The sequence below is a fragment of the Cupriavidus neocaledonicus genome (assembly GCF_000372525.1).
Taxonomy (GTDB): Bacteria; Pseudomonadota; Gammaproteobacteria; order Burkholderiales; family Burkholderiaceae; genus Cupriavidus; species Cupriavidus neocaledonicus.
Genome location: NZ_AQUR01000092.1, coordinates 73,695 through 100,297 on the forward strand (window position 1 = coordinate 73,695; position 26,603 = coordinate 100,297).

Genomic DNA, 26,603 nt, shown 5'->3' on the forward strand with positions numbered 1-26,603 from the left:
CGGCTGACGGGCACGCGCCCCAGCCCTTCTCGTCTCCGGTAGTCCCGCCTCCGTGTGTTCGCGCGCACGGCAGCCGCACGCCCGTGCGCGCTGTCGCCGTGCCGTGGCCGCATGCCGATGCGCGTTGCCGGAGCCCGCCAAGCTGACGACAGATGACAAGCCATGACCAACCACGAAGACTGCGCGGCGCGCTTCGACGCCGCGCGCACCCCATCCACCGCTCTCTGGGCCACGCCGCTGTTCGTGCTGCTATGGAGCAGCGGCGCCATCGCCGCCCGGCTGGCGCTCGACCACGCCACGCCATTTGCCCTGCTGACGCTGCGCTTTGCCCTGGTCTGCGCCGTACTCGGCGCGCTCGGCCTGGCGCGCAAGCGCCTGCTGCCGCCGCGCGGTGAACGGCTACACACGGCCTGCGCGGGCCTGCTGCTGATCGGCGGCTACGCCGTGTTTTATTTTCTGGCGCTGGACCACGGCATGACGCCCGGCGTGCTGGCCACGGTGCTGGGCGCGCAGCCGATGCTGACGCTGCTGCTGACCGAGCGCCGCGCCGGCGCCGCGCGCCTGGGCGGCCTGGCGCTGGCGTTCGCCGGCCTGGCCATGGTCGTCGCCGACAGCCTGCTGCTGGCCCGGCTGTCGCCGGCAGGGGTGCTGTGCGCGCTGGCCTCGCTGGCCAGCATGACGCTGGGCGCCATCCTGCAGAAGCGCAGCCCGCGCGCGCCCGCCGAAGTGCTGCCGCTGCAGTACGGCGCAAGCCTGGCGGCCTGCCTGTTGTGCCTGCCGTTCCAGCCCTTCGCCTTCGAAGCGTCGCTGGCGTTTGCCGCACCGCTGCTGTGGCTGGCGCTGGGGATTTCGATCGGCGCGACGTTGCTGTTCTACCGCCTGATCCACGCCGGCAACCTGGTCAATGTGACCAGCCTGTTCTACCTGGTGCCGGCAGGCACCGCGGCGCTGGATTACCTGCTGCTGGGCAACCGCATGGCGCCGCTGGCGCTGGCGGGAATGGGGGCGGTGCTGGCGGGGCTGGGGCTGGTGTTCCGCGGCACCAAGGGCTGAGGAAGCGACCGGTGGGGCAGTGGAGAGACGTGGCCCCCAAGGCGCGCCTACCGCTGCTTCACCTCCACCCGCACCTCATCCTTGCCCACCGTGATCGCCCCCGGTTCCACCTCCTTGCCGCCCACGCGCAGCTCCTCCGGCTTGAAGGTATAGATCGGGTAATCCTTCAGCAGCTGCTGCGCGACTACCGCGCCGATGGCGTTGAGCTGTTCGCGATAGGGCCCCATGCCGGCGACTTCGACCTGCTGTACGGTAGGGTTGTCGAGCAGCACCGCGCGCCTGGTAGCGTCATAGCGAACGCCGCTGTTCAGGGCGAGCTTGCCGTCGACAGGGGGCGAGGGCAGCAGGGCGTTGGTCAGGCGGGCGTCGACGTGGGTGGTGATGCGGTTGCTGGCTTCATCCAGCACCAGCCGCGGGTGGCTGAGCTGGACGCTGACGACTTCGGCGTAACGCAGCGTGGCGGGGAAGCGCTTGTCGAGTTCGGTCTGCAGTTCCTGGCGGGTCAGGGAGTACTCGCCGGTCCAGATGTTGTAGCCGGCCAGGGCGGGAGCGGCGCCGCCCGCGATGCAGGCGGCGGCAAGCAGCAGGGAAGGTTTCAGGCGCATGTGCAGGATGGGGCGCGCCAGGGGACGCCGCCTTGATGGAACCAGCCGGTCAGACCGCGTGGCAGGGGCAGCGTTCCGTCACATCGGCCGGGCCGGCTCAGTAGTGCGGCGGGATTTCCTGCAGGGGGTCGGCTTCGGCCGCGGTGGTGGCGGCGCTGCGCACCTGCTGGTAAAGCGCGCGGAACTGCTCCTGCAGCAGGTCGATCTGCTGCTGCTGGCGCGCCACGGTGCTGTTCAGGGTATCGAGCAGGTCTTCCTGGAAGGCGAGCTTGATTTCGAGTTCGTTGATGCGATCGTCCATGGCTAGGTTTCTCCGGCGGGCGGCGCGCATTGTAAACCCATCGCGCAGCGGGCGCGCCGCCGGCCGGAAACCTGCTCCCGGGCTTACTTGGGCGCGGTCAGCAGCATCCACATGATGCCGAAACGGTCGGCCACCATGCCGAACTGCTCGGCAAAGAAGGTCTTGTCCAGCGGCATCAGCACCTGGCCGCCTTCCTTCAGGCCGTTGAAGGCCTTCTCGACCCCGGCCTTGTCGGGGAAGGTGATGGCCAGGCCGAAACCCTGGAAGGCGACCTGGTTCGAGCACTGTCCGTCGGAAGCCAGGATGACGCTGTCGCCGACCTGGAATTCCAGGTGCATGACCTTGTCCTGGGCGCCCGCGCCGGGCTGGCAGCCTTCGCCGCCCTTGCCGGCGTCCGGGTTGTCGGCGAACGTCATGCGGGCGTTGACCTTGGCGCCAAGGGTCTGCTTGTAGAACTCGACCGCTTCATCGCAACGGCCTTCGAAAAACAGATAGGGCTGGACTTGCATGACAACTCCTGTGAAGGGGCGGCCTGTGGGACTGCAGGGCCGCCGGGATCTCGGCAATGGCGCACAGGATTTGTGTACGCCGTCCACAATACCTTAGCAAAGAAAATGGACGGCGTCCACATTAAATGCGCGGGGCGGCGCGGCGGGGCGGCTGCCGGAACGCCGGCAGGGGTGCACTAGAATGGCCGGCGAGAGCGCTCCCAGGCGCCAACCGTTTCGACTGCCGCGGCCCGAATGGAGTTGCCTTGCGTTACGAACTGACCGACCTGCGCCTGTTCCAGGCCATTGCCGCTGCGCAAAGCCTGTCGGGCGGCGCGTCGGCCACCCACATCACCGCCTCGGCGGCGAGCTACCGGCTGAAGAACCTCGAGCACGCCATGGGCACGCCGTTGTTCGTGCGCACGGCGCGCGGCATGGAACTGACGCCGGCCGGCGAAACCCTGCTGGTCCATGTGCGCGAACTGCTGCTGGGCGTGGAGCGCATGCATGGCGAGGTCGGGCGCTTCTCCGCCGGGCTGAAGGGCAATATCCGGCTGCTGGCCAACAGCAGCTCGCTCAACGGCTTCATCATTCCCAGCGTGAGCCGCTTCCTGCTGGCCAATCCGGACGTGAACATCGACCTGGAGGAGCGCGCCAGCCAGGCGATCCTGGCCGCGGTGGCGGCGCACGAGGCCGATGTCGGCATCCTGGCCGGCGATTTCCACCCCGGCGACGACGCCGCCGGCGTGCGCTCGGTGCGCTACGCGCGCGACGAACTGATCCTGGTGATGGCGTCGGAGCACCCGCTGGCGCGCGAGCCGGAGGTGCGCTTCGGCGCGGCGCTGGCGTTCGACTTTGTCTGCATGAGCCGCACCAGCAGCAACTTCCTGTTCCTGCGCGAGATGGCGCAACGCGCCGGCAAGAGTCCCAACGTGCGCCTGCATGCGCACAGCTTCGACGCGGTGCTGTCGCTGGCCGAGGCCGGCGTGGGCGTGGCGCTGGTGCCGCGCAGCGTGGCGGCACAGGCGCTGCGCGAGGCGCGCGTCGCGGGGGTGCGGCTGGCTGAGCCGTGGGCCCTGCGCGAGCTCAACCTGATCGTGCGGGCCGACGGCAAGCTGCCCGCGTTTGCCGAAGCCTTTGCGCAATTCCTGCTCAACGACCCGCGCGTGGTGGCCACGCGCGCAGGCGGCGCCGTGGCCGCCACGGCGCCGTAGTTTCCGTTCCCGCTTCAGCGCTTGCGGTTCAGGAAGGCGGCCATGTGCTGCTGCGGCTCGCCGGTGTCGAAGGCGCTGCCGAACTCGGTCACGCTGTTGCCGATCGAGACCTCCAGCGGCGCGTCTTCCCACTCGCGCAGCAGGCGCTTCTGCTGGCGCACCGCGACCGGGCCAAAGCCGGCCAGCAGCGCGGCCACGCGCTCGACTTCCAGGTCCAGTCCGGCCAGCGGCACCACGCGGCTGACCAGCCCCCACTGCAGCGCGTCGGCGGCGTCGGAGATCTCGCCCGTCAGCAGCATCCACGCGGTGCGCGCATTGCCGATCAGGCGCGGCATCAGCGCGGCATGGATCACCGACGGGATGCCGACCTTCACTTCCGGCATGCCCAGCTGGGCGGTGTCGGCGGCGATGCGCAGGTCGCATGCCAGCGCCAGTTCGAGCCCGCCGCCCAGGCACCAGCCCGGCATGCGCGCGATCACCGGCACCGGCAGGTGGCGCACGGCATCGCACAGGCGGCGCAGTCCGCCGATAAAGGCCTCGGCGCTGGCGCGGTCGAGCGCGGCCATCTCCTTGATGTCGGCACCGCCGACAAAGCCCTTGTCGCCGGTGCCGCGCAGCACCAGCACGCGCAGCGCGTCCTGGGCTGCCAGCGCTTCGATGGCGCGCGTGAGCGAGGCGATCACCGGCGTGCTCAGGATATTGAGCGAGCCCGCCTCGCGGATGGTGACGGTGGCAATGCCGCGCGCGTCGATCTCGACGCCGGCGTGCGGTTCCTGCAGAAGTGTGCTCATGTCGGTCCTTGTGCCTTACTGAAGCCTGCTGAAGTGGATGGCCTCGACCACCTGCTTCCAGTGCGCGTTCTGCCCCCGGATCAGGTCGCCGAAGGCCTGGCGCGAGGTCGGTGCCGGGATCGCACCCTGTTTCTCGATGGCGGCGACCACCTCGGGCTCGGCCAGCACCTTGCGCACCGCGTCGTTGAGCTGGTCCAGGATGGCGGCGGGCGTGTCCGCCGGCGCGCCCAGGCCGAACCACGACGGGTTGTTCATCGCCGGCAGCCCGGCCTCGGCATAGGTGGGCACGTTGGGCAGCACCTTCAGGCGCTGCTTCGCGGCCACCGCCAGCGGCTTCAGGCGGCCGCCCTGGATCAGCCCGGATGACGACGGGATATTGTCGAACACCACCTGGATCTGCCCGGCCACCGCATCGTTGAGCGCCGGGCCCAGACCCTTGTAGGGCACGTGCAGCATGCGCGTGCCGGTGGCGTTCATGAACAGCTCGCCGTTCATGTGGCTGAGGCCGCCGTTGCCGGACGAGCCGAACGAATACTTGCCGGGATTGGCCTTGAGCTGCCTGATGAACGACGCCAGGTCCGTCGCCGGGAACGACGGATTGACCACCAGCACGTTGGGCACGTCGGCCAGGTTGCTGATCGGCGCGAAGTCCCTGACCGGGTCGTAGGCGGTCTTCGGGTAGACGTTGGGGTTGACTGCGTGCGAGCTTTCCACCTCCATCACCAGCGTGTAGCCGTCGGCCGGCTGCCTGGCCGCGTAGGCGCTGCCGACCGCGCCGCCGGCGCCGGGGCGGTTCTCGATCACCACCGGCTGGCCCAGCACCGGGCCCAGGCGGGTGCCGACGATGCGGGCGATGATGTCGGTGGTGCCGCCGGCCGCGTAGGGCACGATCAGCTTGATCGGCCGCTCGGGGTAGGCGGCGCGCGCGCTGCTGGCGATGCCGAGCAACGCCATGGCGATAAGGGCGGGCTTCATCGGGTGTCTCCGGGTCAGGGTTATCGGTGTAGTGAAAGGGTGGTCAGCGCGGCAGGCCGTGTTCACCCAGCAGCGGCGGCGGGGCCGGCGGGCTGTCGTGCCCGGCCAGCATCGGGTTGCGCACCATCGGCACGCGGCCCATGACCGGGTGCTCGGCCACCTGCATCAGCTTGCGGTGCCGGACCTGCGGATGGGCGAAGACTTCGTCCATGGTGTGGATCGGGCCCCACGGCACGCCGGCGGCATCGAAGGCGTCGGTCCACGCGGTACGGGTGCGCGTCGCGAAGAGCGCGACGAGTTGCGCGCGCAATGCTTCCAGGTGTTCGACGCGTGCGGAATTGGTGGCGTAACGCGGATCCTGCGCCAGCGCCGGGATGCCGGCCACGGCGCAGAAGCGCGCGAACTGGCTGTCGTTGCCGATCGCCAGGATCAGGTAGCCGTCGGCGCAGCGGAACACTTCATAGGGCGCGCAGTTGGGATGGGCGTTGCCGCTGCGCTGCGGATTCTGGCCGGACACCAGGTAGTTGGCGGCCTGGTTGGCGTTCATCGCCACGGCCACGTCGAGCAGCGCGATGTCCAAATGCGCGCCCATGCCGGTCGCCTGGCGCTGGTACAGCGCGGCCAGTACCGCGGAGGTGGCATACATGCCAGTGCTCAGGTCGACCACCGCGACGCCGGTGCGCAGCGGGCCGGCACCGGGCGTGCCGTCGGGCTGGCCGGTGTAGCTCATGAGCCCGCCCATGCCCTGGAACACGTAGTCGTAGCCGGGCTTGTCCGCCATCGGTCCGCTCTGGCCAAAGCCAGTGATCGACAGGTAGACCAGGCGCGGGTTGATCGCCTTGAGCGTGTCGTAGTCCAGACCGTAGCGGCGCAGCGTGCCGACCTTGTAGTTCTCGACCAGCACGTCGGCCGTGCGCGCCAGCTCGCGCACCTGCGCCGCGCCTTCGGGCGTGCCGTAGTCGATCGCGAGCGAACGCTTGCCGCGGTTGCAGCAGATGAAGTAGCCGGACAGGCGCGGATCGCCTTCGGTGCCGGCCGGTGCGTCGAGATAGGGCGGCCCCCAGCCGCGGGTATCGTCGCCGCGCTTGGGGTGTTCGACCTTGGTCACCTCGGCGCCCAGGTCGGCGAGGTTCTGGGTACACCAGGGACCGGCCAGGATGCGCGACAGATCCAGGACCCGGACACCTTCCAGGGCGCGATGCAGCATGACGACTCCGCTTTCCGATCACAGTGCGGCGCAGTATAGGGAGGGGTATCGGGCCGAACCAGTCGAGAGTTTTGAAAGGCGCGTTCGCCGGATTTGAACGGTACGGCCGGGCCGCGCCAGGTGCGCCCCGGGGTGGCGCCGGCGCCCCCGCCCGACCCCGCGTTTGGCGCGTGGGCGCCGCCGTGTCACAATTCGCGTTTGGCACTGACTCGGCACGTGACTCGGCCGGCCGCGTCGCCGTGCTTCCCGCCGCTCCCGGCCGCTTGCGGCCGACGCAGTGGAAGCCCGTCCAAGAGCCGACAAATTCACATTGATTTCTGGCGATGACTACCATCCTGCAGCACATTCCTACCGGCCAGCGCGTCGGTATCGCCTTCTCCGGCGGCCTTGACACCAGCGCGGCACTCCTCTGGATGCGCCAGAAGGGCGCCGTTCCCTACGCCTACACCGCCAACCTGGGCCAGCCCGACGAGCCCGACTACGACGACATCCCGCGCCGCGCCAAGGCCTACGGCGCCGAGGAAGCGCGCCTGGTCGACTGCCGCGCGCAGCTGGTGGCCGAGGGCATCGCCGCACTGCAGTGCGGTGCTTTCCATATCTCCACCGCCGGCATCACCTACTTCAACACCACCCCGATCGGCCGCGCCGTCACCGGCACCATGCTGGTCGCCGCGATGAAGGAAGACGGCGTCAACATCTGGGGCGACGGCAGCACCTTCAAGGGCAACGACATCGAGCGTTTCTACCGCTACGGCCTGCTGACCAACCCCGGCCTGCAGATCTACAAGCCGTGGCTGGACCAGCAGTTCATCGACGAACTGGGCGGCCGCGCCGAGATGTCCGAGTTCATGCGCCAGAACGGCTTCGACTACAAGATGTCGGCCGAGAAGGCATATTCGACCGACTCCAACATGCTGGGCGCGACCCACGAGGCCAAGGACCTGGAGCACCTGGATTCGGGCATCCGCATCGTGCAGCCGATCATGGGCGTGCAGTTCTGGCGCGACGATGTCGAAGTCAAGCGCGAGGAAGTTACGGTGCGCTTCGAGGAAGGCCAGCCGGTGGCGCTGAACGGCCAGACCTTCGCCAATGCCGTCGACCTGTTCATGGAAGCCAACCGCATCGGCGGCCGCCATGGCCTGGGCATGAGCGACCAGATCGAGAACCGCATCATCGAGGCCAAGAGCCGCGGCATCTACGAAGCCCCGGGCCTGGCGCTGCTGTTCATCGCCTACGAGCGCCTGATCACCGGCATCCACAACGAAGACACCATCGAGCAGTACCGCGACAACGGCCGCCGCCTGGGCCGCCTGCTGTACCAGGGCCGCTGGTTCGACCCGCAAGCCATCATGCTGCGCGAAACCGCCCAGCGCTGGGTCGCCGGCGCCATCACCGGCGAGGTCACCATCGAGCTGCGCCGCGGCAACGACTACTCGATCCTGAACACCACCTCGCCCAACCTGACCTACAAGCCGGAACGGCTGACGATGGAGAAGGGCGAGTCGATGTTCACGCCGCTGGACCGCATCGGCCAGCTGACCATGCGCACGCTGGACATCGTCGATACGCGCGAGAAGCTGCAGACGTATGCCAAGACCGGCCTGCTGTCGACGCAGGTCAGCGCGTCGCTGCCGAAGCTGGAAGACTGAGCTTCGCGCTTGCCCGCCTGACGGCGGAACCGCAGAAACCGGCACCTCGGGGTGCCGGTTTTTTTTGTCTCGGCGTTTTCCCCACCTGTCCCGTAATGTCAAGCGTACGTCCCGGAATATCAAACCGTGGTGTGCCGATCGCCAGATACTGGCTGCGCTCGCCCGCCACTTTGCGCGGGCACTGAACGCACGGCGGCGCCTAGACCGCCGGCCGGCTTCCGGAGACGCCCATGCCCAGATCCCGCCTCGCCCTTGCCGCCGCATCCGCCGCGCCGACGCCGGCCGCGCCCGCGGCCGCCGGACCGCGCTATGCGTGGCTGGTGTTTGCGCTGACCTTTGCGCTGCTGCTGTCGGACTACATGTCGCGCCAGGTGCTCAATGCCGTGTTCCCGCTGCTGAAGGCCGAATGGCAGCTGGGGGATACGGAGCTGGGCGCGCTCGGCGGCGTGGTGGCACTGATGGTGGGGGTGCTGGCGCTGCCGCTGTCGCTGCTGGCCGACCGCTGGGGCCGCGTGCGCAGCCTGATCCTGATGGCGGCGCTGTGGAGCCTGGCCACGCTGGGCTGCGCGCTGGCGGGCAGCTTCGGCCAGATGTTCCTGGCGCGGTTGTGCGTCGGCATCGGCGAGGCCGCGTACGGCAGCGTGGGCATCGCGGTGGTGGTGTCGGTGTTCCCGCGGCACCTGCGCGCCAGCCTCAGCGCGGCGTTCATCGCCGGGGGCGCGTTCGGCTCGGTGCTGGGCATGGGACTGGGTGGCATCCTGTCCGCGCATTTCGGCTGGCGCATGGCCTTTGCCGGCATGGCCGCGTTCGGGCTGGCGATGGTGGCCTGCTACGCGCTGACGATCAGCGAGCCGCGGCTGCGTCGGTTGCAGCAGCGCATTGGCGCCGCCAGCGAGGACGGCAACCTCGACCCGGCCACGGCGCGCCAGCTGGCGCCGCGCCGGATCGTGCGCGAATTGCTGACGCTGCCCTCGATGCTCTGCGCCTGTGCCGGCAGCGCCTTGCAACTGCTGGTGATGGCCGCGCTGCTGGCGTGGCTGCCGAGCTTCCTGGCGCGTGCGTACGGCATGGCCACCGGGCGTGCCGGTGTGGCGGCGGCGCTGCTGGTGCTAGTGGCCGGCGCCGGCATGGTGATCTGCGGCGCGCTGACCGACCGCGTGGCGCGGCGCGCGCCCGGGCGCAAGTGGCACATGGCCATCGCCTACAGCCTGGCCTGCTGTGTGTTGCTGATGACGGCGTTCCGGCTGCCCGCCGGTACCGCCCAACTGGTGCTGATCGGGGCGGGCATGCTGGTGGTGGGCGGCTGCGCCGGCCCGGCCAGCGCGATGGTGGCCAACCTGACGCGGCCCGCCATCCACGCCACCGCGTTTGCCACGCTGACGCTGATCAACAACCTGCTGGGCCTGGCGCCGGGCCCGTTCCTGACCGGCGTGCTGGCCGACCGCATCGGCCTGACCGGCGCGCTGCAATGGATGCCGCTGGCCGGCGCGGCCGCCACGCTGCTGTTCTGTATCGGCCGCCGCCACTATGCCGCCGACCTGCGGCGCCTGGATGGCCAGCCCGTGCCTCACGACGTTCCTGCCTGACCCTTTCCGATCCCACCATGACTGCTACCCCTTCGCCCACCATCCTGATGGTGCCGGGCCTGCGCGACCACGTCGCCGAGCACTGGCAGACCCTGCTGCAAGCCGAACTTCTGGCCCGGGGGCATGACGCCCGCTGCGTGCCGCCGCTGGAGCACGACAAGCTCAGCCGCACCGCCCGGGTCGCCGCGCTCGAGGCGGCGCTGGCGGACATCGACGGGCCGGTGGTGCTGGTGGCACACAGCGCCGGCGTGATGATCACGGTGCATTGGGCGGCGCGGCACCGCCGCCCCATCCGGGGCGCGCTGCTGGTGACGCCGCCGGACTTCGCGCAGCCGCTGCCGCCGGGCTATCCGGCGCAAGAAGCGCTGGCGCAAGCCGGCTGGTTGCCGACGCCGCTGGCGCCATTGCCATTCCCCAGCCTGGTCGCGGCGAGCCGCAACGATCCGCTGGCCAGCCATGCGCGCGTCACCGAAATGGCCGCCGCCTGGGGCAGCAGGCTGGTCGACCTGGGCAACGTCGGCCACCTCAACCCGGCCGCCGGCTACGGCCCCTGGCCGCGCGCCCATGCGTTGCTGGCGGAGCTTGAGACGCTGGTCGCGCAGCAGGCCTGAGCGCGCCGCGGCGCGCGCCATGACAAGAACATCCGGCCAGCAAGGCCGGGCCAACAAGGAGGAGAGAGATGAAAACCAGAAACACCGTCATGGCCCTGATACTGGGGTGCCCGCTGGCGGCCGCCGCGCAATCGTCGGTCACGTTGTATGGCGTGGCCGACATCAACGTCGAGTACGTGAACCGCGTCGGCGCCGTGCCGGTCGCGGCGAACGGCTTCAACCGGGGCCCGGGCGACAAGGTGTTCCGCATGGCGTCGGGCGGCCTGTCCGGCTCGCGCTGGGGCCTGCGCGGCATGGAGGACCTGGGCGCCGGATGGCAGGCATCGTTCGTGCTGGAAAGCGGCTTCGGCGTGGACAACGGCGCGTTGCAGCAAGCCGGGCGCCTGTTCGGTCGCCAGGCCTTTGTCGCCGTGCGCCAGGCCAACATCGGCCAGTTCAGCTTTGGCCGCCAGTACACGTCGATCTTCGAAGCCCTGGCGAACTTCTCGCCCACGGCCTACGCCACGCAATACGAACCGGTGGTGCTGCAGGCCGGCGCCAATTTCCGCGAGGACAACACCGTCAAGTACACCGGCCAGTTCGGCCCGCTGACGGCGCGTGCGCACTGGTCGTTCGGCGTCGGGCTGGCGCTGCCGCAGACGGTCGGCGTCGCCACGCCGATCGGCGGCAACGGCGAAGTGCCGGGACAGTTCCGCCGCGATACCGCCTATGGCGCCTCGCTGGCGTATGCCGCCGGACCCTTCGGCGCCACCGTCGGCTACGACCAGTGGAATCCGACCATCGGCACCAGCAACGGCACCCTGCGCAAGGCCGTGGTGGGCGCCAGCTACACCTTCGGCCCGGCCAAGATCATGGGCGGCTATCGCTGGGGCCAGAACACGAACGCCGCCGACGTGGTGATCCAGCGCGACGACTTTTACTGGATCGGCGCCAACTACCAGCTCACCCCGGCCGTGGGCCTGACGCTCGAGTACAACTACGACAACGTCAGGAACCTGTTCGGCGACACGCAGGTGGCCAATCCGTGGCAGGTGGCCTTTATCGCCAACTATGCGTTCTCGCGACGCACCGACGTGTACGTGTCCACTGCCTATGCGCGCAATGCCGGGCTGATGCTGGAATCGCTGGCGACGGTCTATGCCAACAGCCTGTCGCTGGGCAACAGCTATGCCGCGGCCAACGGGCAACGCAGCATGGTGGGCGTGGCGCTGGGGATCCGGCACAAGTTCTGATCCGGGCCCTGCTGCCAGACGGGGCTCGTTATGGCCGCCGCGCCGTGGTTGCGCAGGCGGCCTTTTTTACTGTCCGGACTGCGCTCGCCAAACCGACACGCTGCACCCGAAACGTGCGCTGAACCAGCGCGAGAACGCGCTCAGCGACGAAAAGCCCAGCAGCGCCGCCACTTCCGACAGCGGCCGCTCGCGGTTTTCCAGGTAGCGGATCACCAGGTCGGCGCGGGCCTCGGCGAGGATGTCGGAGTAGCTGGTATGCGCCTGCCCGAGGCGCCGGTGCACGGTGCGGCGGTCGACGCTGAGATGCTGGGCCACGCGCTCCACCGAGCACAGCCCGGTCGGCAGCAGCGCATAGACCAGCTTGCGCACCATGTCCGGCATGGTGGCCGCGGTCGACTGTGCCAGCAGCGTGCCGAGATATTGCTTGACCTGCTGCGCCATCACCGGGTCATACGATGGCAACGGCGCTTCCAGGTCGGCGGCCTGGCAGACGATGCCGTCGAAATCCTGGTTGAACGAGCCGGCCATGCCGAACACGCGCGCGTAGGTCGCCGTGCTGGCCGGCGCCGGATGCGTGAAGCAGATGCTGCGCGGCCGCCACGATGGCCCCAGGAACAGCTTTAGCATGCGGAACACCACGCCCACCGCCAGGTCGGTCGCCTGCCGCAACGTGCCCGGCGCTTCGCTGAAGACCTGCAGCCGGATCATCACCAGGTCATCGCTGTCTTCCACGCGCATCGACAGCGATTCATTCTGCAGCCCCATGTAGCGCACCATCGACTCCAGCGCGCGGCGCAGCGTCGGTTCCTCGCGCACTACGAAGGCCAGCGGGCCCAGGTTGGAGAACTCGCGCAGCTCGGCCATGCGCAGGCCGAAATCCTCGGCCCCGGCGGCGCGCGCCGACGCATCCAGCAAGCGCCCCACCGATGCCGCCGGGATGCGGATGTCGGGGTCCAGCAACACCGAGCGGTTGATCTTCGCCGCCCTGAGCTGCTGGTACGGGTCCAGCCCCAGCGCACGCGCGACTTCGACATAGTTGGTCAGGCTGGCACTGCGCAGGTAGTAGGACATGACAGCGGCTTCCGGGCTTTCCCTGAGTGTCCCGAAATGTAAATCGGTTGTCCCGGATCGTCAAATCGCGGCGGTCCGTTGATCGATACTCCAGTCACCAACCAACCGGAGCGATCTATGCAATTCCTCGACGATTCCCTGCACCCCGAGAACATGGACAAGGTGGTGATCACCGTGGCCCCGTATGGCCCCGAGTGGATGCCGCAGGACTTCCCCGAGGACATCCCGGTGACCATGGAGGAACAGGTGCAGAAGGCGGTCGACTGCTACAACGCCGGCGCCACCGTGCTGCACCTGCATGTGCGCGAACTCGACGGCAAGGGCTCCAAGCGCCTGTCCAAGTTCAACGAGCTGATCGCCGGCGTGCGCGCCGCGGTGCCGGACATGATCATCCAGGTCGGCGGCTCGATCTCGTTCGCGCCGGAAGACGACGGCCAGGCGGCGAAGTGGCTGTCCGACGACACCCGGCACATGCTGGCGGAGCTGGAACCGAAGCCCGACCAGGTCACCGTGGCCATCAACACCACGCAGATGAACATCATGGAGCTGCTCTATCCGGAGTACCTGAAGGGGACTTCGCTGGAGCACCCGGCCTACCAGGCCGCCTACCGCGAGATGACGGTGCCGGCCGGCCCGGGCTGGGTCGAGGAGCACCTGCGCCGGCTGCAGGCGTCGGGCATCCAGCCGCATTTCCAGCTGACCGGCATGCATGCGCTGGAAACGCTGGAGCGGCTGGTGCGCGCCGGCGTCTACACCGGTCCGCTGAACCTGACGTGGATCGGCATCGGCGGCGGCTTTGACGGCCCCAACCCGTTCAACTTCTTCAACTTCGTGCACCGCGCCCCGGACGGCTGCACGCTGACGGCCGAGTCGCTGCTGAAGAACGTGCTGCCGTTCAACATGATGGCGATGGCGATGGGCCTGCATCCGCGCTGCGGCATCGAGGACACCATCATCGACCAGCACGGCAAGCGCATGACCTCGGTGCAACAGATCGAGCAGTGCGTGCGCGTGGCGCGCGAGCTGGGCCGCGAGATCGCCTCGGGCCAGGAAGCGCGCGAGATCTACCGCATCGGCACCTGGTACGACAGCGCCGAGGCCACGCTGCAGGCCAACGGCATGGCTCCCAACCGCAGGTCGGGGCAGAAGAACCTGCCGCTGCGCGCGGCGGCCTGACCTTTCTGCCCGCGCGGCCGGCGCACGCGCCGGCTGCGCGCCTTCACCGGAGTTCGCGATGCATCACGCCGAAGCCCTCGCCAATCCCTGCATCAACATTTGCCGCATGGATCTTGCCAACCGCTATTGCCAGGGCTGCGGCCGGACCCGGCTGGAAATCGGCCGCTGGCCGCGTATGAGCGGGACCGAACGCGCGCAAATCCTGGCCGCGCTGCCGGCACGCCGGGCAAGTAGCAGCCATACTAGATAACGGAGACAACATGACCACCCGACCCGCCTTCCTGCTGCGCATCGCCGCCGCGGCGGCCAGCCTCGCGCTGGCCGCGCCCTCCGCCATGGCCTGGACCAGCAAGCCGGTCCGGATGCTGGTGCCGGCCCCGGCCGGCGGCACCATGGACGTTCTCGCCCGGCTGCTGGCGGACCAGCTGTCGGCGGACCTCGGCCACCCCGTGGTGGTCGACAACAAGCCCGGCGCGGGCGGTGGCATCGCCATCACCACCATGCTGGCGGCGCCGGCCGATGGCCAGACCATCATGGTCACCGCGAGCAATGTGCTGACCGAGGTGCCGCACGTGCTCAAGCCCGCGTTCGACCCGCTCAGGGATGTCCGGCCCATTGCCGCGGTGTCGCGCTCGCGCATGGTGATGATCGGCGCGCCCGGCCTGCCGGCCAGCGACCTGAAGAGCCTGGTCAGCTACGCGCGCGCCAACCCGGGCAAGCTCAGCTTTGCCTCGTACAGCGCCGGCACCGCCTCGCACTACGCCGGCATGATCATGAACCAGAAGGCCGGGCTGGACCTGCAGCACGTGCCCTTCGCCGGCTCGGCGCCGGCGCTGGCGCAGGTGATGGGCAACCAGATCGCGGTGATGTACGACGGCATGGTGACCTCGCTGCCGATGATCCGCGCCGGCAAGGTGCAGGTCTATGCCGTGGCGTCGAAGAGCCGCTCGGCGCTGCTGCCGCAGGTGCCTACCTTCGCCGAAATGGGTTACCCCGACATGGAGTTCAGCAACTGGGTCGGCGTGATCGCGTCGGCGCGGCTGTCGCCCGAACTGGCCGAAAAGATCCACGCGGCGGCGTACAAGGCCGCGGCCGCGCCCCGGGTGCGCGAGCGCATGGAGGCGCTCGGCTATGAGCCGCTGCCGGCGCAGCCCTTGCCGCAGCTGGGCGAGTCGGTGCGGGCCGAGTTCGAGCGCAATGCCGGCATCGTCAAGGCCTTCAACATCCAGCCCTGAATCCCTGCCTTGGCAACGTAAAAAGGGCAGCCTCGTTTGAGGCTGCCCTTTTGCTTTCCTGCTGCCCGGTCAGGCCCCGGTGCCGCGCAAGCGCTTCTTGTCGATCTTGCCGACGCTGGTCTTCGGGATCGCGTCGACAAACACGATCCGCTCGGGTTCCGGTACCGCGTACTTGCTGAGCCGGTTGGCCTCGACGCGCGCCAGCAGCGACGCGCGAATCGCGTCCGCGCTCACCGTGGCGCCAGGCTTGCGCACCACGTATGCCACCGGCCGCTCGCCCCAGCGGGCGTCCGGCACGCCGATGACCGCGCACTCTTGCACGCCCGGCACCTGCGTGACCAGGCCCTCGACCTCGATCGACGAGACCCACTCGCCGCCGGTCTTGATCACGTCCTTGATCCGGTCGACGATCTGCACGAAGCCGTCGGCGCCCATCACCGCGATGTCCTGCGTATGCAGGTAGCCGCCAGCCCACAGTTCGGCCGATGCCTCGGGTTTGCCGTGGTAGGCGCGGGTCAGGAACGGCGCGCGCAGCACGATCTCGCCGCGCGCGCTGCCGTCGCGCGGCACGTCGTGCATGGACTCGTCCACCAGGCGGAAGTCCACCATCGCCACCGGACGGCCCGTCGAGCAGCGCATGCGCACTTCGGCCTCGCGATCGGCATCGGCTAGCCCCGGCGGCAACTGCGCCAGCGCGACGATGGGACCGGTCTCCGACATGCCATAGCCGGCAAACACATCCATGCCTTGCGCGAGCGCTGCCTCGCACAACGCCGGCGGCAGCGCCGAGCCGCCGATGATGAGCTTCCAGCCCGACAAATCCTGGCCGCTTGCCTGCGCCGCCTGCAACAGCATCTGCAGCAAGGTCGGCACGCAGTGCGAGAACGTGACCCGCTCGGTCTCGCGCAACTGCAGCAGGACGTCCGGTGCGTAGCGCCCCGGCAGCACGATGCGCAGCCCGAGCATGACCGCGACATAGGGGATGCCCCAGGCCAGCACGTGGAACATCGGCGTGATCGGCATGTAGACGTCTTCCCGGTGCAGGCGCTGCCCTGCGCGCGGCGCGCACAGGCTGGTGGCCGACGCCAGCGCATGCAGCACGATGTCGCGATGGCTGTAGCACACGCCCTTGGGATCGCCGGTGGTGCCGGTGGTATAGAAGGTGGCGGCGCGGGTGTTCTCGTCGAACTCGGGGAAGTCGAAGTCCGGTGAGGCCGCTTGCAGCAGCGCCTCGTACTCGCCGCGCAACGGCAGCGAGGTCGGCGGCGTCGGCTCGCCGTCGGCCAGCAGGACAAAGCTGCGCACGCTGGTCAGCTGGCCGCGGATCTCTTCCATCACCGGCAGGAAGTCGGGATGGAGCAGCACCACCTCGGCGCCGGAATCGTTCAGCGTGTACAGGATCTGCTGCGCCGACAGCCGCACGTTGACCGTGAACAGCGTCGCGCCCATCATCGGCACGCCGAAATAGCACTCGAGGTAGCGATGGCTGTCCCAGTCCATCACCGCCACGGTGGTGCCATGCGTGACGCCCTGCGCAGCCAGCGCGGAGGCGAGCCGGCCAACGCGCTGGCGGAACTCGCGATAGCTGTGGCGCAGCTGTCCGCGGTAGCTGATCTGCTGGTCGCCGTACAGCGACAGCGAGTTGAGCAGCAGTTGCCTGACGAGCAGGGGATAGGCATAGGCCTGCGGTGCCGCAGGCACAAGGTGTGGTTGCATGTCTGTCTCCTCTGTCAGAACGGCACGTCGCCGATGATGCCGGCGCGCTCCATCTTGCGCACCGTGGGCGCATAGTCCTGCACCGCGTAGTGCTGCGTGCAGCGGTTGTCCCAGATCGCCACGCTGTACTTTTTCCAGCGCCAGCGCACCTGGTACTCCGGGATCTCGGCCTGCGCGCACAGGTAGTGCAGCAGGTCGCCGGCGCCGGGCATGAAGTCCTTGCCGAAGCGGATCACGTCGCCGCGGTGGTAGTTGGCGAAGTGCGAGGTGAAGGCGTTGACGAACAGGATCTTCTCGCCCGTTTCCGGATGGGTGCGCACCACCGGGTGCTCGACCATCGGGAATTGCGCCGCCAGCGCCGCGCGCTTCTCCGGCGCCATGTTGGCGCCGAAGGTGTGTTCGATGCTGTGCTTGGCGCGCAGCCCTTCGATGCGCGCCTTGATGTCCTGCGGCAGGCGCCGGTAGGCTTCCCCCATGTTGACCCAGATGGTGTCGCCGCCGACCGCCGGCGTTTCCACGCAGCGCAGCACGCAGCCCATCGGCGGCGCCTGGCGCCAGGTGGCATCGCAATGGAAGGAATTCTCGTAGTGCTCGACCTTGCTGTCGGGCGACTTGTAGATCTGCACCAGTCCCGGGTGCTCCGGGTCGCTGCCCACCACGGGATGGTCTTCCAGTTCGCCGAACTGGCGGGCAAAGGCAACGTGTTCGGCGCGCGTGATGTCCTGGTCGCGCAGGAACAGGACCTTGTACTGCAGCAGCAGCGCCTTGATCTCGGCGAACAGGCCGGCGTCGCGCGAGGCATCGGCCAGGCTGACGCCGGTCAGTTCGGCGCCGATGGTGCAGGTCAGCGGTTCCGCATGCATGGGTTGTCTCCTCTTTGTTTGGGGTTCAGATGACGAAGATCGATGAGCCGGTGGTGCGGCGTGCTTCCAGGTCCTGGTGCGCCTGGACCGCGTCTTCCAGCGCATAGCGCTGGTTGATGCCGATGTGGATGCGGCCCGCGGCGACGTGTCCGAAGACTTCGTCGGCCAGCGCCTGCTTTTCCGCGGGATCGGCGATGTAGTCGGCCAGCGCGGGGCGGGTCAGGAACAGCGAGCCCTTCATCGCCAGCAGCGCCGGGTCGAACGGCGGCACCGGTCCCGAGGCGGTGCCCACGCACACCATGGTGCCGCGCCGCCGCAGCGAATCCAGCGAGCCCATGAAGGTGGTCTTGCCGACGCTGTCGAATACCACCGACACGCCCACGCCATCGGTCAGTTCGCGCACGCGTTTGGCCACGTCCTCGCGGGTGTAGTAGATGATGTGGTCGCAGCCGTGCGCGCGCGCCACCTCGGCCTTGGCCTCGGTCGACACCGTGCCGATCACGGTCAGGCCCAGCAGCCTGGCCCACTGCGACACGATCAGCCCGACCCCGCCCGCCGCCGCGTGCAGCAGGATGGTGTCGCCCGCCTGGAACGGATGGATGCGGCGCATCAGGTAGGCCGAGGTCAGCCCGCGCATGGTCATTGCCGCCGCGGTCTCGAAGGCGATGCTGTCGGGCAGGCGGATCAGCGGTGCGGCCGGCACCAGGCGTTCGGTGCTGTACGCGCCCAGCGTGTTGACGAAGCCGGTATAGGTGACGCGGTCGCCCGGCGCCACGTTGGTCACGCCCGGGCCGACGGACACCACCACGCCGGCGGCTTCCACGCCCATGCCGCTGGGCAGCGGCACCGGATAGGTGCCGTTGCGGAAATAGGTATCGGCGTAGTTCAGGCCCACCGCGACGTGGCGGATGCGGACCTGTCCCGGCCCGGGCTCGCCGACTTCCATGTGTTCGTAGCGCAGCACTTCGGGGCCGCCGGTCTCGTACATGCGGACAACATTTGCCATGATTCTGGTCTCCTTGGAATGTGCGTTGGTGCAGGATGCGCTGCACATGCCTGCCACTGTAGGGAGCGCGGGCCGGCCCGGCTTTGCATTGGCTACCGCTGACTTTGCATTTCATGCCAGGAGGCCTATGATCCTGCTGCGACGGGCCGTCAGGGCCCCGCAACGGCGCAGGACATCGCAACGCATCGCAAGGCAAGACCCGCTTGGAAACGCTCATACGTGCCGCCGCACTGACCAACTTCCTGGAGGTAGCGCGTGACCTCGGCCTGGACCCGCTGCCGCTGCTGCGCCAGGCGCGGTTGCGCCGCGCCTGGCTGGACGACCCCGACCAGCGGGTGCCGCTGAGCGCCTGCGTGGCGCTGCTGGAAGCCGCCGCGCAGGCCTCGGACTGCATGACGTTCGGGCTGCGCATGGCGGAGTCGCGCCAGCTGTCGGACTTTGGCGTGATGAGCCTGCTGATCAGCCAGCAGCCGACGCTGCGCGCGGCGCTGGCCACCACCATCCGCTATCGGCACCTGGTCAACGATTCGGTGGCGCTGTTGCTGGAGGATGCCGGCAGCGCCGTGGTGATCCGTCAGGAGGTGCTGAGCGAGGCGCCCTCGCGCCAGGCCACCGAGCTGGCCATCGGCGTCGTGTTCCGCATGTGCGCGCTGCTGCTGGGCCCGCGCTGGCAGCCGATCGGGGTGAGCTTCACGCATGTGGCGCCGGCCGACCTGCGCGTTCACCGCCGGCTGTTCGGCTGTCCGCTGGAGTTCAATGCGGACTGCAACGGCATCGTCTGCCGCGCCGCCGACCTCGACGCGCCCAACCCGGGCGCGGATCCCGTCATGGCGCGTTATGCGCAGCAGTTCATCGATACCCTGCCGCGCGCCAACTCCCAGTCCATCGGCCACGAAGTGCGCGCCGCCATCTACCTGATGCTGCCGATGGGCCGCGCCACCTGCCAGGCCGTGGCCGAGGGCCTGGGCCTGAGCCTGCGCACCATGCAGCGCCAGCTCGACGACGCGGGCGAGACCTTCACGGGCATCCTCAACGATGTGCGGCGCGAGCTGGCGCGACGCTATGTCGAGAACCCGCGCTACTCGCTGCTGCGCGTGTCGCAGCTGCTGGGCTATGGCTCGGCCAGTGCTTTCACGCGCTGGTTCTCGGCGCAGTTCGGCACCGCGCCGGCCAACTGGCGCCGGGACCGCGCCGGGCGGTAGGGCGGACAGGCATCAGCCCGCCACCGCTGCCGGCGCTTCGCGCAGCGCCAGTTCCGCGTCCTTGATGCCGGCCAGCGGCGCCAGCACCGCCGCATCGAACGGCCGCACCGCTTGTCCCGCGCGTACCCGCGCCGGCCAGTCCGGATTCGCCAGCGCCCCGCGTCCGAGCGCGACCAGCGTCGCACCCTGCGCCAGCATGGCGGTGGCGCGCACCGGATCCGCGAGGCTGCCGTTGGCGACGATGGCCAGCCCCGGCGCCGCGCGGCGGGCATGCTGCACCAGCGACGCAGCGCCGTCGGCGAAGGCAGGCTGCCAGGCTTCGTGCTCGGTCACATGGACGTAGTCGACGCCGCTTGCCGCAATCGCGGCGAATACCGCGGCAGCGCCCTCCGCACCTTCGGGCCACTGGTAGCTGAAGTCATTGACCTTGGCCTGCGAGATGCGCACGCCGACGACGACATCGCTCCCGGCGGCGGCGCGCACCGCGCGGATCGTCTCCAGCAGCAGGCGCATGCGCTGCGCGATGCCGCCGCCCCAGGCGTCCTGGCGCTGGTTGGTATGGCCGTTGAGGAACTGGTCGAGCAGGTAGCCGTTGGCGCCGTGGATCTCCACGCCGTCGAAGCCGGCTTCGCGCGCCCGCCGCGCCGCTTGCGCAAAGCCGTCGATGGCCTGCAGGATCTCTGCCTCGTCCATCGCGCGCGGGACCCGGAAGGCGCCCGTGCCGCCATACGCGGTCAGCTGCCGGCCCCGGGGCTGCACGGCCGAGGGCCCCACCGTATCGTCGCGGAAGCGGTTGGCCTGCGACAGCGCCCCCGCATGCATCAACTGCGCGACCATGCGCCCGCCGGCCTGGTGGACCGTGTCCACGATCCCGCGCCAGCCCTGCGCCTGTTGCGCGTCGGTCAGCCCCGGCTGGCCGGCATAGCCCTGCGCATGGGCGCGGTCGGTATAGATGCCCTCGCTGACGATCAGGCCAAAGCCGCCGCGGGCAAAGCCCGCGTAATAGCGGCGCATGGCCTCGGTGGGAACGCCGGTGTCGGTGGCGCTGATGCGCGTCATCGGTGCCACCACCAGGCGGTTGCGCAGCGGCACGCCGTTCAGCACCGGCGTATCGAACAGCGAAGGCGCGGCGGGCGTGGTCATTGCGCGCCCTCCGTGGCCAGCGCGATGGCTTCGATCTCGATCATCGCGTCCGGCGAATAGAGCGCCGAGACCTCGACGATGGTGTCGGCCGGATAGGGCGCGGAAAACCACTTGCGCCGCAACGCGACGATCTTCGGGAAGTATTCCATCGAGGTCAGGAAGATCGTCACCTTGGCCACGCGGTCCAGCCCCGAGCCACCCGCCTGCAGCGCGCGCCTGAGGTTGCTGAAGGCCTGCTCGGCCTGCGCGTCGAAGTCGCCGCGGCCGACGATGGCGCCGTCGTCGCCGACCCCGGCCTGGCCGGAAACGAACAGCAGGCCGCCGGCCCGGATGGCCTGCGACAGCAGGTAGGGGGCATAGGGATCGGGCTGGGTGTGGACTTGTTCCAGGTACATCGCTGACTCCGGTTTGATTAAGTAAAATTCATCTTGTGATCGGCTGCTTGCCTTGCGGTCCAGCCGATATATCAAGTATCAGAGCCAGCATCGGCCGCGACAAATGGTCGCTTTTCAGTCGATGCATGAAACAAGCTCATCCATGGAGAAACCTTGCGCAAACTGCCGCCCCTCGGCGCCCTGCGCGCCTTCGAAGCCGCCGCCCGCCGCGCCAGCTTCAAGCACGCCGCCGATGAACTGCACGTCACGCCGACGGCCGTCAGCCACCAGATCCGCGCACTGGAAGACAGCCTGGGCGTCAAGCTGTTCGAACGGCAGACCCGCAAGGTAAGGCTGACCGCGGCCGGGCATCAGCTGTTTCCCGCGGTGCGGGACGGCCTCGATGGCATGGAGCACGCCGTGCTGGCGGTACAGCGCAGCGGCCGCCCGCACGTGGCCACGCTGACGTCGACGGTGGCGTTCATGGCCAGGCGGCTCGCCCCGCTCGCCGGGCAGTTCCGGGCCGCGCATCCCGACTGGACCCTCCGCCTCGATGCCTCGGACCAGATCGTCGACCTCGACCACGATGCGGACGCGGCGATCCGCTACGGCAGCGGCAGCTATCCGGGCCTGGTGACCGAGCCGTTGTTCCGCGACCGCTTTGCGCCGGTCTGCAGCCCCGCCCTGCAACTGGCATCCACGCAGGACCTGAAGCACGCCACGCTGGTCCACTTCGAGTGGGGCGCCGCCGCGCGCGATGACGTGCGCGCGCCGGTCTGGCGCCACTGGCTGGCGCAGGCCGGCGTCGAGGTGGCCGATCCGCAGGCTGGCCTGCGCTTTACCGACGAGATCCACGCGGTGCAGGCCACCATCGCCGGACAGGGCGTGGGCCTGCTCAGCCTGACGCTGGTGGCGGAAGAACTCGCGTCGGGCGCGCTGGTGCAGCCCTTTGACCTGGCGCTGGAGAGCTTCCGCTATGACCTGGTCTACAGCGAGCGGGCGGCACAGCGTCCGGCTACGCGGTTGCTGCGGGACTGGCTGATGGGGGTGTTTGCGCGGTAGCCTTGGCACAGCCCAGCGCGACCACGTCCGGCGTACACTGTGCCTCCCGAATCCGGAGACCCCGCCCATGCCCGCCCTGCGCACCCTCTACCCCGAAATCGAGCCCTACGAAACCGGCACGCTGGATGTCGGCGACGGGCATGTCGTCTACTACGAGCGTGTGGGCACGCCCGGCGCCAAGCCGGCGGTGTTCCTGCATGGCGGGCCTGGTGGCGGCATCTCGCCGGACCACCGGCGCCTGTTCGATCCGGCGCGCTATGACGTGCTGCTGTTCGACCAGCGCGGCTGCGGGCGTTGGACCCCGCACGCGGGGCTGGAAGCCAACACCACCTGGCACCTGGTCGACGATATCGAGCGGCTGCGCGTGCTGGCGGGGGTGGAGCGCTGGCTGGTGTTCGGCGGTTCGTGGGGCTCGACGCTGGCGCTGGCCTATGCGCAGAAGCACCCGCGGCGCGTCAGCGAGCTGGTGCTGCGCGGCATCTACACGGTGTCGCAGGCGGAGCTCGACTGGTATTACCAGTACGGCGTGTCCGAAATGTTCCCCGACAAGTGGGCGCGTTTCCAGGCGCCGGTGCCGGAAGCGGAGCGCGGCAACATGATGGCGGCCTACCGCAAGCTGCTGACCGGCCCTGACCTGGACAAGCAGGTGGAAGCGGCACGCGCCTGGAGCGTGTGGGAAGGCGAGACCATCACGCTGCTGCCGGACGCAGGGAACAGCGCAAAGCATGACGACGGACACTTCGCCCTGGCCTTCGCCCGTCTGGAAAACCATTACTTCACGCACCGCTGCTGGCTGGAAGAGGGGCAGTTGCTGCGCGACGCGCACAAGCTGGCCGATATCCCCGGTGTGATCGTGCATGGCCGCTATGACATGCCGTGCCCCGCGCGCTACGCCTACGCGCTGCACCAGGCTTGGCCGCAGGCGGAGTTCCACCTGATCGAAGGCGCCGGCCATGCGTGGACCGAGCCGGGCATCATGGACCAGCTGCTTGCCGCAACCGATCGCTTCGCCGCGCAGCGCTAGACCCCCCCCGCAGGGGCTTCAGCCTTACCACTTGTTCACCACCGGAGGTCACGATGGAGCTGTACGCGCACCCTTTTTCGTCCTACTGCCAGAAGGTTCTCGTGGCGTTGTACGAGAACGCGATTCCTTTCGAATTCCGCATGCTGTCGCCCGACCACGCGCAGCACATGGACGAACTCGGCAAGCGTTGGCCACTGCGGCGCATGCCGATGCTGGTCGATGACGGTCGCGCGGTGTTCGAGTCCAGCATCATCATTGAATACCTGGACCAGCATCACCGCGGCCCGGTGCGCTGGCTGCCGGAGTCGCCCGACGCCGCGCTGAAGGTTCGACTGCTCGACCGCTTCTTCGACCAGTACGTGATGACGCCGATGCAGCGCATCGTGGCCGACTACCTGCGCCCCGCGGCAAACCGCGATCCCTATGGCGTGGCCGAGTACCGCAAGCTGCTGGACTCAGCCTATGCCTGGCTCGAAACCGAACTGGCGGCGCGGCAATGGGCCGCGGGCGATGCCTTCACGCTGGCGGACTGTGCCGCCGCGCCATCGCTGTTCTATGCGGACTGGGTGCAGCCGATTCCGCAGTCATGCGGCAACGTGCGCGCGTATCGCAAGCGGCTGCTGGCGCGGCCATCGTTTGCGCGCGCGGTGGACGAGGCGCGGCCCTATCGCCCGCTGTTCCCGCCGGGCGCGCCGGAGCGCGACTGACCGCCAAGGGCCGGCAGGCTCAGGTCGAACCGCGCCGCCATGGCGCGATAGCCGGCATCGCCCGGATGCAGGTGGTCGCCGCTGTCGAAGGCCGGCTGCAGCGCCTGCGGGCGCGCCGGATCACGCACCGCGGCGTCGAAATCCACCACCGCATCGAACGCGCCGCCATGGCGGATCCAGTCGTTGACCGCCAGCCGCACGGCTTCCTTGCCCGGGCTGTCATAGCCGCGGATCGGCGTGTCGCGCAACGCCCCGGCAAACGGCGTGATGGTGGCGCCGATCACGCGCACGCCGCGCGCATGCGCGCGGGCGATCAGGCGCCGGTAGCCCTCGATGAGTTCGGCGGCCTGTGGCACGGGGTCGTGCGGCGCGAAGGTCGAGCCCGGCCAGGCGATATCGTTGATGCCGATGGCGGCGATCACGGTGCGGACATGCGCTTGGCTCAGCACGTCGCGGTCCAGCCGCGCCAGCGCGGACACCCCCATGCCGTCGCGCAACAGCCGGCCGCCGGAGATGCCCGCGTTGAGCACGGCAACGCCGTCGCTGGCCAGCCGCTGCGCCAGAAAGTCCGGCCACCGCCGGTTCGCGTCGGGCGTGGAGCCGTTGCCTTCGGTGATCGAATCGCCGATCGCGACCACGGCCCCCGCGCCCGCCGGGGCTTCGACCTGCACCTCGCTCAGCAGGACCCGTGCGCTGAACACTTGTGGCGCAGCCAGCATGGCTTGCGCCGTAGCGTTGCCCGCAGTCAGCCACGCGGTCTGGCGGCCATCCCAATGGAACGATTCGATCGCGGTGCGCTGCGGCAGGTAGAGGCTGAGCGCAAGTTCAGCCAGGGCGGGTGTGTCGAGCGCGATTGCATCGCTTGCCACGGACTGGCCCGCCGGGAGGGTCACCGTAGCCTTGCCGCCGAACGTCACGGCGCGGCTGCCTGCGAGGTCAATGCGGCCGCCGCCGGCATGGCGCGCCAACTGCGCGGCGCCGATCACAACCGGTTGCCGGCCATAGGGGTTCGACAGCACCACGCGCAGCCGTTGCCCGCCCACGCTCAGCCGCACTACCTGGCGCACCGTCTGGTCCGTCATCACCGAGGGCACGCCTGCAGGCAGCGGCAGGGCGTCCGGTTGCCACACCGGCTGCTGGCTGGCCATCCAGCTGGTCAGCCAGCCCTGGTCTTGCAATGGGCTGGCGAGCGCTGCGCCGCCGGCGATGGCGGCGGCAAGGGCCGCTGTCGCGACGCGGCGCAGGAAACGAAGATTGGAAAACATGGATTGGTCCTGTCTGGTGGAACGGCAACGTTGCCGGCACGGGGCCAAAGTTAGGCCATTCCACTCATGCCAGGTAGCAGGCAAAATGGCATATTGCTCATTCCAATCCGGAATGACAGGAGACAAGGAGCGGCATGGACACCATCCGGGCAATGCAGGTCTTCGTGCGCGCGGTGGAACTGGGCAGCCTGTCGGCGGTGGCGCGCGAGCAGCAGTCGACGCAGCCGACCGTCAGCAAGATCGTGGCCGCGCTGGAGCGCGACCTGGGCGTGCGGCTGCTGGCGCGCAGCACCACCAGCCTGTTGCCGACCGAGGCCGGGCGGCGCTTCTACGAGCGCGCGCGGCGCGTGCTCGACGAATATGGCGAGGCCGTCAGCGATGCGCGGGGCAAGTCCGGTCAGCCGGCGGGCCGCGTGCGCGTGAGCGCGCCCGCCAGCTTCGGCGTGCTGCGGCTCAACGCGCTGGTGCTGGCGTTCCAGCAGCGCTATCCGGAAGTCGAGGTGGAATTGCTGTTCGACGACCGCTTCGTCGACCTGGTCGAAGCGGGGGTCGACGTGGCGGTGCGCCTGGGCGCCACGCTGCCGCCGCATGTGGTGGCACGCCGTATCGCGGTGTCGCCGCGCCTGCTGGTGGCGGCGCCGGACTACCTGGCGCGCCATCCGAGGATCCGGCAGCCGGTCGACCTGTCGCGTCACCAGATCCTGCGCTTTACCGGGCTCGCCAGCGGCGACGACATCGTGCTCGACGGTCCGGGCGGGCAGGCGCTGGTGAGCGCGCCGTGCCGCTACCGCGTCAACAACTCGCTGGCGATGCGCGAGAGCTTTCTTGCCGGCGCCGGCTTCGGCATGACGCCGGCGTGGCTGGTGCAGGACCTGCTCGACAGCGGCGCGCTGCGGCGGGTGCTGCCGCGCTGGCAGGGCCCGGCGCAGGAAGCCTTCCTGGTCTGCCCGACGCGGCGCTACCAGCCGGCGCCGGTGCGGGTGCTGCTCGAGTTCCTGGCCAGCGAAATCGCGGCGCTGCCGGGATTCGCGGCGGCCTGACGGTGCG

27 protein-coding genes are annotated in these 26,603 nt (G+C 69.2%); 14 read left to right on the forward strand and 13 right to left on the reverse strand.

Translation table 11 applies throughout. From position 1 onward, the window contains the following. Positions 1-162 precede the first annotated feature (162 nt). Positions 163-1,053, forward strand: coding sequence for a DMT family transporter (locus A3AG_RS0112820; protein ID WP_018005785.1), 891 nt, complete (start codon positions 163-165; stop codon positions 1,051-1,053). A gap of 47 nt (positions 1,054-1,100) precedes the next feature. On the opposite strand, the gene A3AG_RS0112825 is transcribed toward A3AG_RS0112820, so the two are convergent. The 3 genes from A3AG_RS0112825 to A3AG_RS0112835 all read right to left on the reverse strand — a co-directional run bounded on the left by A3AG_RS0112825 (position 1,101) and on the right by A3AG_RS0112835 (position 2,468). After that, positions 1,101-1,658 carry a DUF1439 domain-containing protein gene (locus A3AG_RS0112825; protein ID WP_018005786.1) on the reverse strand — a complete coding sequence of 186 codons (558 nt, stop codon included), beginning with the start codon at positions 1,656-1,658 and terminating at the stop codon, positions 1,101-1,103. A gap of 97 nt (positions 1,659-1,755) precedes the next feature. Continuing rightward, complete coding sequence (locus A3AG_RS0112830) at positions 1,756-1,959, reverse strand: SlyX family protein (RefSeq protein WP_018005787.1); 204 nt, start codon at positions 1,957-1,959, stop codon at positions 1,756-1,758. Between the two features lie 83 nt (positions 1,960-2,042). Next, entirely contained in the window at positions 2,043-2,468 is a 426-nt protein-coding gene (locus A3AG_RS0112835) for a VOC family protein (RefSeq protein ID WP_018005788.1), read from the reverse strand. A 245-nt stretch (positions 2,469-2,713) separates the two neighbouring features. Here A3AG_RS0112835 and A3AG_RS0112840 point away from each other — a divergent pair, with 245 nt between their 5' ends. Then, complete coding sequence (locus A3AG_RS0112840; protein ID WP_018005789.1) at positions 2,714-3,661, forward strand: LysR family transcriptional regulator; 948 nt, start codon at positions 2,714-2,716, stop codon at positions 3,659-3,661. A gap of 14 nt (positions 3,662-3,675) precedes the next feature. Here the strand turns inward: A3AG_RS0112840 and A3AG_RS0112845 are convergent, their stop codons facing one another. The 3 genes from A3AG_RS0112845 to A3AG_RS0112855 are packed head-to-tail and all read right to left on the reverse strand — an operon-like array spanning position 3,676 to position 6,634. Beyond that, on the reverse strand, positions 3,676-4,452 hold the full coding sequence (locus tag A3AG_RS0112845; RefSeq protein ID WP_018005790.1) for an enoyl-CoA hydratase: 777 nt from the start codon (positions 4,450-4,452) through the stop codon (positions 3,676-3,678). A 15-nt stretch (positions 4,453-4,467) separates the two neighbouring features. Continuing rightward, entirely contained in the window at positions 4,468-5,427 is a 960-nt protein-coding gene (locus A3AG_RS0112850; protein WP_018005791.1) for a Bug family tripartite tricarboxylate transporter substrate binding protein, read from the reverse strand. 43 nt (positions 5,428-5,470) lie between these two features. Next, on the reverse strand, positions 5,471-6,634 hold the full coding sequence (locus A3AG_RS0112855; RefSeq protein ID WP_018005792.1) for a CaiB/BaiF CoA transferase family protein: 1,164 nt from the start codon (positions 6,632-6,634) through the stop codon (positions 5,471-5,473). Positions 6,635-6,957: 323 nt separating this feature from the next. On the opposite strand from A3AG_RS0112855, the gene argG reads away from it, so the two are divergent. The 4 genes from argG to A3AG_RS0112875 all read left to right on the forward strand — a co-directional run bounded on the left by argG (position 6,958) and on the right by A3AG_RS0112875 (position 11,712). Next, positions 6,958-8,283 carry an argininosuccinate synthase gene (argG, locus tag A3AG_RS0112860; RefSeq protein ID WP_012357049.1) on the forward strand — a complete coding sequence of 442 codons (1,326 nt, stop codon included), beginning with the start codon at positions 6,958-6,960 and terminating at the stop codon, positions 8,281-8,283. Positions 8,284-8,513: 230 nt separating this feature from the next. Next, the gene (locus A3AG_RS0112865) at positions 8,514-9,869 is read left to right on the forward strand and encodes an MFS transporter (RefSeq protein WP_018005793.1); all 1,356 of its coding nucleotides are present in this window, start codon (positions 8,514-8,516) and stop codon (positions 9,867-9,869) included. 17 nt (positions 9,870-9,886) lie between these two features. Continuing rightward, complete coding sequence (locus A3AG_RS0112870) at positions 9,887-10,480, forward strand: RBBP9/YdeN family alpha/beta hydrolase (RefSeq protein ID WP_018005794.1); 594 nt, start codon at positions 9,887-9,889, stop codon at positions 10,478-10,480. Between the two features lie 68 nt (positions 10,481-10,548). Next, on the forward strand, positions 10,549-11,712 hold the full coding sequence (locus A3AG_RS0112875) for a porin (protein WP_018005795.1): 1,164 nt from the start codon (positions 10,549-10,551) through the stop codon (positions 11,710-11,712). A gap of 66 nt (positions 11,713-11,778) precedes the next feature. On the opposite strand, the gene A3AG_RS0112880 is transcribed toward A3AG_RS0112875, so the two are convergent. Beyond that, the gene (locus tag A3AG_RS0112880; RefSeq protein WP_018005796.1) at positions 11,779-12,783 is read right to left on the reverse strand and encodes an AraC family transcriptional regulator; all 1,005 of its coding nucleotides are present in this window, start codon (positions 12,781-12,783) and stop codon (positions 11,779-11,781) included. Between the two features lie 117 nt (positions 12,784-12,900). Between A3AG_RS0112880 and A3AG_RS0112885 the strand changes: the two genes are divergently transcribed. From A3AG_RS0112885 to A3AG_RS0112895, 3 genes are read left to right on the forward strand one after another with little or no spacing between them, the layout of a single operon-like run. Beyond that, positions 12,901-13,959 (forward strand): beta-keto acid cleavage family enzyme, encoded by a 1,059-nt coding sequence (locus A3AG_RS0112885; RefSeq protein ID WP_018005797.1) that lies wholly within the window; start codon positions 12,901-12,903, stop codon positions 13,957-13,959. Between the two features lie 58 nt (positions 13,960-14,017). Continuing rightward, positions 14,018-14,209: a DUF1289 domain-containing protein gene (locus A3AG_RS33370; RefSeq protein ID WP_018005798.1), complete on the forward strand. Its 192-nt coding sequence runs from the start codon at positions 14,018-14,020 to the stop codon at positions 14,207-14,209. 10 nt (positions 14,210-14,219) lie between these two features. Further along, a complete protein-coding gene (locus tag A3AG_RS0112895) occupies positions 14,220-15,194 on the forward strand; it encodes a tripartite tricarboxylate transporter substrate binding protein (RefSeq protein WP_018005799.1) in 975 nt (324 codons plus the stop codon). 69 nt (positions 15,195-15,263) lie between these two features. Here the strand turns inward: A3AG_RS0112895 and A3AG_RS0112900 are convergent, their stop codons facing one another. From A3AG_RS0112900 to A3AG_RS0112910, 3 genes are read right to left on the reverse strand one after another with little or no spacing between them, the layout of a single operon-like run. Further along, the gene (locus A3AG_RS0112900; RefSeq protein WP_018005800.1) at positions 15,264-16,910 is read right to left on the reverse strand and encodes a fatty acid--CoA ligase; all 1,647 of its coding nucleotides are present in this window, start codon (positions 16,908-16,910) and stop codon (positions 15,264-15,266) included. Positions 16,911-16,924: 14 nt separating this feature from the next. Further along, positions 16,925-17,773 carry a TauD/TfdA dioxygenase family protein gene (locus A3AG_RS0112905; protein ID WP_018005801.1) on the reverse strand — a complete coding sequence of 283 codons (849 nt, stop codon included), beginning with the start codon at positions 17,771-17,773 and terminating at the stop codon, positions 16,925-16,927. Positions 17,774-17,798: 25 nt separating this feature from the next. After that, positions 17,799-18,779 carry a quinone oxidoreductase family protein gene (locus A3AG_RS0112910; protein ID WP_018005802.1) on the reverse strand — a complete coding sequence of 327 codons (981 nt, stop codon included), beginning with the start codon at positions 18,777-18,779 and terminating at the stop codon, positions 17,799-17,801. A gap of 203 nt (positions 18,780-18,982) precedes the next feature. Here A3AG_RS0112910 and A3AG_RS0112915 point away from each other — a divergent pair, with 203 nt between their 5' ends. Continuing rightward, a complete protein-coding gene (locus A3AG_RS0112915; RefSeq protein WP_026164152.1) occupies positions 18,983-19,981 on the forward strand; it encodes an AraC family transcriptional regulator in 999 nt (332 codons plus the stop codon). 12 nt (positions 19,982-19,993) lie between these two features. On the opposite strand, the gene A3AG_RS0112920 is transcribed toward A3AG_RS0112915, so the two are convergent. Beyond that, positions 19,994-21,124 (reverse strand): oxidoreductase, encoded by a 1,131-nt coding sequence (locus A3AG_RS0112920; protein WP_018005803.1) that lies wholly within the window; start codon positions 21,122-21,124, stop codon positions 19,994-19,996. Beyond that, the gene (locus tag A3AG_RS0112925; protein ID WP_018005804.1) at positions 21,121-21,519 is read right to left on the reverse strand and encodes a RidA family protein; all 399 of its coding nucleotides are present in this window, start codon (positions 21,517-21,519) and stop codon (positions 21,121-21,123) included. Before A3AG_RS0112925 ends, A3AG_RS0112920 begins: the two co-directional genes overlap by 4 nt. A 153-nt stretch (positions 21,520-21,672) precedes the next feature. Between A3AG_RS0112925 and A3AG_RS0112930 the strand changes: the two genes are divergently transcribed. The 3 genes from A3AG_RS0112930 (at position 21,673) to A3AG_RS0112940 (ending at position 24,291) form a co-directional block, all read left to right on the forward strand. Then, positions 21,673-22,560: a LysR substrate-binding domain-containing protein gene (locus A3AG_RS0112930; protein ID WP_018005805.1), complete on the forward strand. Its 888-nt coding sequence runs from the start codon at positions 21,673-21,675 to the stop codon at positions 22,558-22,560. 67 nt (positions 22,561-22,627) lie between these two features. After that, positions 22,628-23,584: a prolyl aminopeptidase gene (gene pip / locus A3AG_RS0112935; RefSeq protein ID WP_018005806.1), complete on the forward strand. Its 957-nt coding sequence runs from the start codon at positions 22,628-22,630 to the stop codon at positions 23,582-23,584. 53 nt (positions 23,585-23,637) lie between these two features. Continuing rightward, entirely contained in the window at positions 23,638-24,291 is a 654-nt protein-coding gene (locus A3AG_RS0112940; RefSeq protein WP_018005807.1) for a glutathione S-transferase family protein, read from the forward strand. Here the strand turns inward: A3AG_RS0112940 and A3AG_RS0112945 are convergent. After that, on the reverse strand, positions 24,249-25,556 hold the full coding sequence (locus A3AG_RS0112945; RefSeq protein WP_018005808.1) for an SGNH/GDSL hydrolase family protein: 1,308 nt from the start codon (positions 25,554-25,556) through the stop codon (positions 24,249-24,251). The two genes, A3AG_RS0112940 and A3AG_RS0112945, sit on opposite strands and share 43 nt — an antisense overlap. 134 nt (positions 25,557-25,690) lie before the next feature. Here A3AG_RS0112945 and A3AG_RS0112950 point away from each other — a divergent pair, with 134 nt between their 5' ends. After that, entirely contained in the window at positions 25,691-26,596 is a 906-nt protein-coding gene (locus A3AG_RS0112950) for a LysR family transcriptional regulator (RefSeq protein ID WP_018005809.1), read from the forward strand. Positions 26,597-26,603 lie beyond the last annotated feature (7 nt).

What these genes read in the sequence shown, in the direction of transcription:
- A3AG_RS0112905 (WP_018005801.1), bottom strand. Translation starts at nt 17,773, where the DNA reads ATGCATGCGGAACCGCTGACCTGCACCATCGGCGCCGAACTGACCGGC.
- A3AG_RS0112875 (WP_018005795.1), top strand. Translation starts at nt 10,549, where the DNA reads ATGAAAACCAGAAACACCGTCATGGCCCTGATACTGGGGTGCCCGCTG.
- A3AG_RS0112910 (WP_018005802.1), bottom strand. Translation starts at nt 18,779, where the DNA reads ATGGCAAATGTTGTCCGCATGTACGAGACCGGCGGCCCCGAAGTGCTG.
- argG (WP_012357049.1), top strand. Translation starts at nt 6,958, where the DNA reads ATGACTACCATCCTGCAGCACATTCCTACCGGCCAGCGCGTCGGTATC.
- A3AG_RS0112945 (WP_018005808.1), bottom strand. Translation starts at nt 25,556, where the DNA reads ATGTTTTCCAATCTTCGTTTCCTGCGCCGCGTCGCGACAGCGGCCCTT.
- A3AG_RS0112925 (WP_018005804.1), bottom strand. Translation starts at nt 21,519, where the DNA reads ATGTACCTGGAACAAGTCCACACCCAGCCCGATCCCTATGCCCCCTAC.
- pip (WP_018005806.1), top strand. Translation starts at nt 22,628, where the DNA reads ATGCCCGCCCTGCGCACCCTCTACCCCGAAATCGAGCCCTACGAAACC.
- A3AG_RS0112880 (WP_018005796.1), bottom strand. Translation starts at nt 12,783, where the DNA reads ATGTCCTACTACCTGCGCAGTGCCAGCCTGACCAACTATGTCGAAGTC.
- A3AG_RS0112895 (WP_018005799.1), top strand. Translation starts at nt 14,220, where the DNA reads ATGACCACCCGACCCGCCTTCCTGCTGCGCATCGCCGCCGCGGCGGCC.
- A3AG_RS0112845 (WP_018005790.1), bottom strand. Translation starts at nt 4,452, where the DNA reads ATGAGCACACTTCTGCAGGAACCGCACGCCGGCGTCGAGATCGACGCG.
- A3AG_RS0112820 (WP_018005785.1), top strand. Translation starts at nt 163, where the DNA reads ATGACCAACCACGAAGACTGCGCGGCGCGCTTCGACGCCGCGCGCACC.
- A3AG_RS0112850 (WP_018005791.1), bottom strand. Translation starts at nt 5,427, where the DNA reads ATGAAGCCCGCCCTTATCGCCATGGCGTTGCTCGGCATCGCCAGCAGC.
- A3AG_RS33370 (WP_018005798.1), top strand. Translation starts at nt 14,018, where the DNA reads ATGCATCACGCCGAAGCCCTCGCCAATCCCTGCATCAACATTTGCCGC.
- A3AG_RS0112940 (WP_018005807.1), top strand. Translation starts at nt 23,638, where the DNA reads ATGGAGCTGTACGCGCACCCTTTTTCGTCCTACTGCCAGAAGGTTCTC.
- A3AG_RS0112920 (WP_018005803.1), bottom strand. Translation starts at nt 21,124, where the DNA reads ATGACCACGCCCGCCGCGCCTTCGCTGTTCGATACGCCGGTGCTGAAC.
- A3AG_RS0112865 (WP_018005793.1), top strand. Translation starts at nt 8,514, where the DNA reads ATGCCCAGATCCCGCCTCGCCCTTGCCGCCGCATCCGCCGCGCCGACG.
- A3AG_RS0112900 (WP_018005800.1), bottom strand. Translation starts at nt 16,910, where the DNA reads ATGCAACCACACCTTGTGCCTGCGGCACCGCAGGCCTATGCCTATCCC.
- A3AG_RS0112855 (WP_018005792.1), bottom strand. Translation starts at nt 6,634, where the DNA reads ATGCTGCATCGCGCCCTGGAAGGTGTCCGGGTCCTGGATCTGTCGCGC.
- A3AG_RS0112950 (WP_018005809.1), top strand. Translation starts at nt 25,691, where the DNA reads ATGGACACCATCCGGGCAATGCAGGTCTTCGTGCGCGCGGTGGAACTG.
- A3AG_RS0112870 (WP_018005794.1), top strand. Translation starts at nt 9,887, where the DNA reads ATGACTGCTACCCCTTCGCCCACCATCCTGATGGTGCCGGGCCTGCGC.
- A3AG_RS0112835 (WP_018005788.1), bottom strand. Translation starts at nt 2,468, where the DNA reads ATGCAAGTCCAGCCCTATCTGTTTTTCGAAGGCCGTTGCGATGAAGCG.
- A3AG_RS0112830 (WP_018005787.1), bottom strand. Translation starts at nt 1,959, where the DNA reads ATGGACGATCGCATCAACGAACTCGAAATCAAGCTCGCCTTCCAGGAA.
- A3AG_RS0112885 (WP_018005797.1), top strand. Translation starts at nt 12,901, where the DNA reads ATGCAATTCCTCGACGATTCCCTGCACCCCGAGAACATGGACAAGGTG.
- A3AG_RS0112825 (WP_018005786.1), bottom strand. Translation starts at nt 1,658, where the DNA reads ATGCGCCTGAAACCTTCCCTGCTGCTTGCCGCCGCCTGCATCGCGGGC.